Here is a 6,463-nt window from a genome sequence, read left to right as displayed (position 1 = left end):
CCCCCGACCCCCTTCAGCGCCCCGCGCACCCGCGGCGTACCACTGCTGCTGTCCCCGGTCGCCTCCTGGAGCGACTCGGTCGTACTGCTGCGCCTCTGGCTGCTGGCGCTGTCGAGCGCCGCGCTCTACATGGGCTTCCGCCCCTGGCTGCGGGTGGTGCCCCGGCCGTCGGCGGTGTGGGTGGCGGCGGCGCTGTACGGCTCGCTGTGGACGGCGCTGTTCTACGCGGGCGCCGCCATGCCCAACCACTACACGGCGATGGGCGCGCTCGCGGCGGCGGGCTGCTTCGCGGGACGCGGACCCGGCCGCGGCGCGCGGTACGCCGGGCTGGCCGCCGGGCTGGCCGTGGCGACCCTGATGCGGCCCAACGAGGGCGCGGCCGCCGCGGCCCCCCTGCTGCTGGCCGCCGTCGCGGTGCCCGCCTGGCGCGGCCGGGGCAGGGTCCTGGCCGTCGCCGCGGGCGTCGCGGCGGGCGCGCTGCCGTGGCTGGTGGAGGCGCGGCTGCGGTTCGGCGGGGTGGCGCAGCGGCTCGCCGAGGCGAGCGAGGTCCAGGGCGGCATGCGGCCGGTGCTGTCGGTGGCCGACCACCTCACCTCGCTGGACGGCCCGCTGCTGTGCCGCCCCTGCGCGGGCGACGGCGTGGGGTGGGCGGCGGCCGCCTGGTGGCCGCTGCTGGCGCTGCTCGCCGCACTGGGGCTGATCGCGGCCCGCCGCACCCGCACGCCGTGGGGCATGGCGGGCACGGGGGACGCGGCGCCGCTGTGGCTGGCCGCGGTCACGGCCGGCTCGCTCACGGTGCAGTACTTCTTCCTGCTGCCCTACGCCGCGCCGCGCTTCCTGTTGCCCGGCTACGCACTGCTGGCCGTACCCGCCGCCCTCGGCCTGCTCCGCATCGCCGACCGGGCCCGCCGCTCGGTTCCGGTGGCCGTCCTCCTCACCGTGGTGCTGGCGGGCCACCTGGCCGTCCAGGCCGGTCTGGCGCACACCCACGCGGGCATCCAGGAGCAGGCGCGCGAGGACTGGCGGCGCATCGCGGCGGTGCTCCACGCGCACGGCGTACGCGCCCCGTGCGCGGTCACGGGCAATGACTCGGCGATCCCCGTCGCGCACGCCGCGGGCTGCGTCAGAACGGACCCGCGCGCCCCCGAGCGGTCCGACGCGGTGGTCATGCGCCGGGCGGACCCGCCGCCCTGGGCGCGCGACTGGCCGCGCCACCCGGTCCCGGACACCTACAAAAGCGGCTGGACGGTGTCGGTCCGCCCCTGACGCCCCGGCCGGCCCGGCGGCGGGCCGGCCGGGGCGCCGTGCCACAGGTCAGTCGGCGGTGGGGCGCCAGCGGACGGCCTGGACGGCGGCGGAACGGGAGCCCCAGAACCAGAAGAGGACGGCGAGAGCCTGGGCGAGGACCAGGAGCGAGGCCAGGAAGGCCCAGGTGAGGACCGCGCCCTTCGCCGTCATCGGGGCGGCGAGCCACAGTGAGACCAGGACACCGAGGGCACCGGCCGCGGCCAGCGGCACCAGGATGGCCCATACGGCGGCGGCGTAGAAGACGCCGCGGTGGCTGACCAGCACGCTCAGGGGGGCGAGGGTGTGGCCGAAGCGCAGGAAGTCGCCCAGGTTGTTCGCGGCCGCGGCGAAGGCGAGCAGGCCCACTCCGACGATGCCGAGGAACAGGGTCCAGGCGGCGGGCTTCTGGAGTTCGGCGGCTCCGAACAGCCACTCCCCGGCGACCACCATGACCTGGGGGGCGGGCAGTTCCCGGAAGGCGGCTTCCTTCACCTCACCGACCGCCAGGTCACCGCTGCCGCTGATGACCAGGAGCCGCTCGGCGTCCCGGGTCAGCCGTTCCGTCGGGTCGGCACGGTGCAGGACCACGTCCGCCGCGTCGCCGCCGAACCAGGCGGCCAGCTCCCGCACACGCGGGTCGGCCGGGTCGGCGGTGCTCGTGCCGCAGGGGGCGTCCAGCGCCCGCAGTGCGGCGCAGTCGCCGTAGAGGCCGAGCGAGCGGCCGTCGGAGTGCGCGACCTCCATGGCGAGCCCGTGGGCCCCCTCGGGCAGGGCGCGCAGGAAAGCCCCGTTCTGTTCCCGGTCGGCGGCCGAGCTCACGGTGAGCATGGAGTCGCCGATCCGCTCGTGCGTGGCCTTGGCGGCGATCATCGCGTCGTCGAGCAGGCTGGTGTTCAACTGGATCTGGGTGACCAGGCCGATGGCGACCACCACGCTGGCCACCAGCCGGGCGGTGACCCCCGGCTGGGCGACCGCCCGGCGGCCGGCGATCAGCGCCCCGGGGCGGCCGTACCGGTTGCCCGTGCGGACCAGCAGGCGTCCGAGCGCCGAGACGGCGGCGGCGACCAGTGCGGGCAGGGTGGCGAGTGTCCCCACCACGCCGGCGGCGTAGACGAGGAACCACAGCGAGCCGCCGCCCGCCAGCAGGTCCGGGCCGCGTGTGGCGACGAGCAGGAACACCGGGCACAACCAGGCCAACCGGCGGGAGGTGAAGCGGCCGCGGGCCCGGGGGCGGGTGCCCTGCCCCGCCCGGTCGGTGCGGTGCAGCAGCGTCACGGCCGCCAGTACGGCCAGGGCCGCGGCGAGGACCGCCGAGAAGAGCAGGGGGGCCCAGCGACGCAGGTCGGCGGCGGGCAGGACGAAGTCCACGACGGGAACGGTCAGGTTGGACGGCAGCGCGAGGCCGACGACGGCGGCCGCCGCGACCGCGCCGAGCGCCACGGGAAGAGCCGCCTCACCGGCGTTCACCACGGCCCGGGCACGCGCCCCCGCGCCAAGGGCACGCAGCAGCGCGACCCGGCGGTCCCGTCCCGCGGCGCCCGAGCGGGCCGCGACGACGACGAGGACGACCGCGGGGAACAGCAGCATCCCCACCACCAGGGAGATGAACGCGGACAGCGGCGGAACAGTCGCCCGGTCGCCGTAGACGGACCGCTCGTCGGAGCCGAACCCCGCCGCGGTGGTCATGTTGCCCGGATCGATGAGACCGGGCACGGGGCGCACGTACGCCAGCCGCTCCCCCGGCACCTCGAGCCCGGACTCGGAGATGGAACCGGCCGGCTTCCCGTACCTGTCGGGAGAGCCCTCCCGGAGGAGGTCCGCCCGCAGCGCCTCGGAGAGCACCACCTCGCCGGGCGCGGGCCACCGCTCCACACCCGGGGGCGGGGCGACGGCGTCGCCGCGGGGGTCGAGGAAGACGACGGACCGCTGGACGCCGCCCACGTCGTCGTAGGCGACCTGCACGAGCAGGGGGGCCTGATCGGGCTCCTCCACGCCGATGTACTGCGGTGCGCGGGCGGAACCGCGCAGCTCGCGGCCGTCGTAGACGGCGAATCCGGCGATCAGCACGGCCCCGGTGAGGGCCAGGGCGAACGTCGCGCACAGCAGGGAGGTGAAGCGCAGGCCCCGCCCCGCCGAACCGCGGCCCGCGGCTCGGCCCACCGCGAACAGGCGCGTGTAGGTGGCGAGTGTGTTCACCGGGCTGTTCCCCCGGCCGGGGCTCCGGTACCGGGAAGCACGGCGCCGGCGCCGCCGAGGCGCCCCTGGCCCAGATGCAGGTGCCGGTCCGCGCGCCCCGCGACGGCGGGATCGTGGGTGACGACGACGAGACCGCAACCCCACTGCCGCGGGACCGAGAAGAGCATCCGTGTCACCTCGTCCCTCGTGCTGCCGTCCAGCGCTCCGGTCGGTTCGTCGGCCAGGACCAGGGACGGCCGGTTGATCAGCGCACGAGCCACCGCGGTGCGCTGCCGCTCACCGCCGGACAGCTCCGCCGTCGGGGTGCCGTTCAGCGGTACGCCCAGCGTGGTCAGCAGATCCTCGGCGTCCGCGTATGCCTTGCGCCGGGAGGTCCCGGACAACAGCGCCGCGAGGGCGGTGTTCTCCAGCGGGGTGAGTTCCGGAAGGAGCTCGCCGAACTGGAAGACCACGCCGATGTGGTCCCGCCGGTGCCGGTTCAGCGCGCGCTCGCGCAGCCGTGTGATGTCGGTCCCGGCCACCGTGATCCGCCCGCCCTGCGGCCTGACCAGACCCAGCAGGCACATCAGCAGGGTGCTCTTGCCGCTGCCGCTCGGGCCGGTGATCGCCACCGACTCGCCGGCCCCGACGCAGAGGTCCAGCCCGTCGAGCAGTAAGCGGCCCGCGATCTCGTAACGTACGTCCGAGGCCGAGAGCACGGTCCGGTCGGTTTCCATCATCACCGTCTTCCCAATCTCCCGAAGCGATCGCCGCCATGCCGGACGACGTCGACGGGCTCGGTCGGCGGGGGCGGGCCGACGATCGAGCCGTCGGACCGCCCCCGCCGCGGCCTCCGCTTCCAGGAAGGCCGCTCCATGCCGATCGGGTGACCGGCCGCGCCGGTGGGCGGGAACCGCCCGGCGTAAACCTATGCTGCCGCCTGCCCGCCGAAGCCCTCGCGGGCCGCGATCGAACCACCGGGAGACGCGCATGCCGCCACCCGACCCGCCCCACCGGCCGCCCCCGGACAGCTGGGAGGGCGTCCGCGACGCCCGCTCCGCCCACGGCGTGCCCGCGGTGATCGCGGCGGTGCGGCTGGCCCTCATCACCGCCGCACTCCTGACCGCGTACTACCTGCTCCCCGTGGACAAGGAGTTCACCGGCGGCACGGCTGTCATCCTCGTCCTGGGACTGCTCGCCGTCCTCGCCCTGTTCCTCTGGGAGATCCGCGAGATCGAGCACTCCCCCCGCCCGATCCTGCGGGCGGCCGAGGCACTGGTGAGCGTGCTGCTGCTGTTCCTGCTGCTCTTCGCGACCGTCTACCACCTCCTGGAGAGGGCCGAGCCGGGCAGCTTCAACGAGCCCCTCACCCGCACCGACGCCCTGTACTTCGCGCTCACGACGTTCGCCACCGTCGGATACGGCGACATCACCGCACGCTCCCAGCCGGCCCGGATCATCGTGATGGTCCAGATGACCGGCGGCCTGCTGCTGGTGGGCGTCGCGGCCCGGCTCGTGGTCGACACGGTCAAGTCGGCGCTGCGCCGCCGGGCGCCCTCCGATCCGGAGACGTGAACCGCGCACCGTACGCCGCCCGGCTTACGTCGCCCGGCCGGACCCCTCGTCCCGGGGGAGCAGGACCGGCGGCCGATGCCCGCCGCGCTCCCGGCGGATAGCGTGGCGGAAGCCCGTGACCGCCAACCGCACTTCCCTACAAGCCCGTTGAGGAGACCGCCGTGCGCGTCATCGCCTTCGATCACCTGGTGCTCAACGTCGAGGACGTCGAACGGTCCCTCGACTTCTACTGTGGCCCGCTGGGCCTGGAACCGGTGCGCGTGGAGGAGTGGCGCGCCGGGAAGGCGCCGTTCCCGTCGGTGCGGGTGAGCGACACGACCATCATCGACCTGGTCGTCGGCCCACGCGACGGCTCCAACGTGGACCACATCTGCCTGGTCGTCGAACCGCTGGACTGGCAGGAGGTCGTGGACTCCGGCGCCCTCACCGTGGTGGACGGCCCCGGCCCCCGCTTCGGCGCGCGCGGCACCGCCCAGTCCGTCTACATCCTCGACCCGGACGGCAACACCGTCGAACTGCGCTGGTACCCCCAGGACCGTTCCCGCGAGGGTTCCCGGGACGCCTGACAGGGGCAGGAGCGCCCTGCCATCCTGGACGCCATGCCCAGGGGGAGTGACGAAGAGGACACCGAGCGCGGCCTCGTGCGCCGCCGGCGCTGGACGGGGGCGGCCGTCACCTGCGTGGCGACGGCGCTGGCGCTGGTCCATGTGCTGTTTCCCGGTCTGAGCATCGACAGCACGGCGGTCGCACTGCTCGTGATCGCGCTGGTGCCGTGGATGGGTGATCTGTTCCACAGCATCGAACTGCCGGGCGGCGCGCGGCTGGAGTACCGGCGGCTGGAGGAGCGCATCGGCGCGGCGGAGGAACGCGCCACGCGCCTGGACCAGCAGGTGGACGGGGCCGCGGCGACCGCCCGCGTGGCCCTCGCCGCGGCCAACAGCCCCGACCCGGAAGGCCGGGACGAGGCGCGGGGTGACGCCTCGTGGGCGGTCGGCGCCCTCGAACGGCTCGTCACCGAGTACGCGGAGGTGCGCGAGCGGATGCCGAGCGGTTCCCTGCGCACCGCACGCCAGGAGCGGATCTTCGGCGAGATGCTGAAGGTGGTGCCGCACGTGCCCGGCTTCGACACCGACGCCATGCTGGCCTCCGACGAGCCCGGCGAGCGCCTGGCCGCCCTCGCCCGCCTCTACGTCGAGCCGGACCCGGCGAAGCTGGAGCCCCTGCTGGACGCCACCGCCCGCGAGGAACTGCCGTTCCTCATGTACTGGTGCGCCAACACCACCGACCGCCTGCTGAGCGGCACGGCCGCGGACACGTACTCCGTCCCCGTCGGCCTCGTCCGCCGGCTGCGCACCCGTCTCGCCCAGCTCCCCGCTGGCAGCGACCCCGCCCGCTCTCTGCGCCGTATCCTGCGCCGCATCGACCC

Annotated in this window: 6 protein-coding genes; 4 read left to right on the top strand and 2 right to left on the bottom strand. The window is 75.1% G+C overall.

Going from position 1 to position 6,463, the window contains the following annotated elements; all coding sequences use genetic code 11:
• On the top strand, positions 1-1,266 hold a 1,266-nt coding region (locus L7D48_RS23855; protein WP_237882332.1), incomplete at its 5' end, for a hypothetical protein.
• Between the two features lie 48 nt (positions 1,267-1,314).
• Here the strand turns inward: L7D48_RS23855 and L7D48_RS23850 are convergent.
• Both L7D48_RS23850 and L7D48_RS23845 read right to left on the bottom strand, forming a co-directional pair.
• On the bottom strand, positions 1,315-3,483 hold the full coding sequence (locus tag L7D48_RS23850; RefSeq protein ID WP_237882329.1) for an FtsX-like permease family protein: 2,169 nt from the start codon (positions 3,481-3,483) through the stop codon (positions 1,315-1,317).
• Complete coding sequence (locus tag L7D48_RS23845) at positions 3,480-4,202, bottom strand: ABC transporter ATP-binding protein (protein WP_237882327.1); 723 nt, start codon at positions 4,200-4,202, stop codon at positions 3,480-3,482. Before L7D48_RS23845 ends, L7D48_RS23850 begins: the two co-directional genes overlap by 4 nt.
• A gap of 250 nt (positions 4,203-4,452) precedes the next feature.
• On the opposite strand from L7D48_RS23845, the gene L7D48_RS23840 reads away from it, so the two are divergent.
• From L7D48_RS23840 to L7D48_RS23830, 3 genes are all read left to right on the top strand, one after another.
• Positions 4,453-5,037 carry a potassium channel family protein gene (locus L7D48_RS23840; protein WP_237882325.1) on the top strand — a complete coding sequence of 195 codons (585 nt, stop codon included), beginning with the start codon at positions 4,453-4,455 and terminating at the stop codon, positions 5,035-5,037.
• A 161-nt stretch (positions 5,038-5,198) separates the two neighbouring features.
• Entirely contained in the window at positions 5,199-5,603 is a 405-nt protein-coding gene (locus L7D48_RS23835) for a VOC family protein (protein WP_237882323.1), read from the top strand.
• A gap of 33 nt (positions 5,604-5,636) precedes the next feature.
• On the top strand, positions 5,637-6,463 hold an 827-nt coding region (locus tag L7D48_RS23830; RefSeq protein ID WP_237882320.1), incomplete at its 3' end, for a hypothetical protein.

The sequence above is a fragment of the Streptomyces sp. ICN903 genome (assembly GCF_022015835.1).
In the GTDB taxonomy this organism is placed as follows: domain Bacteria; phylum Actinomycetota; class Actinomycetes; order Streptomycetales; family Streptomycetaceae; genus Streptomyces; species Streptomyces fenghuangensis.
The sequence above is the reverse complement of the archived record's forward strand: the minus strand, read 5'-3'. Positions and strand labels throughout refer to the sequence as shown.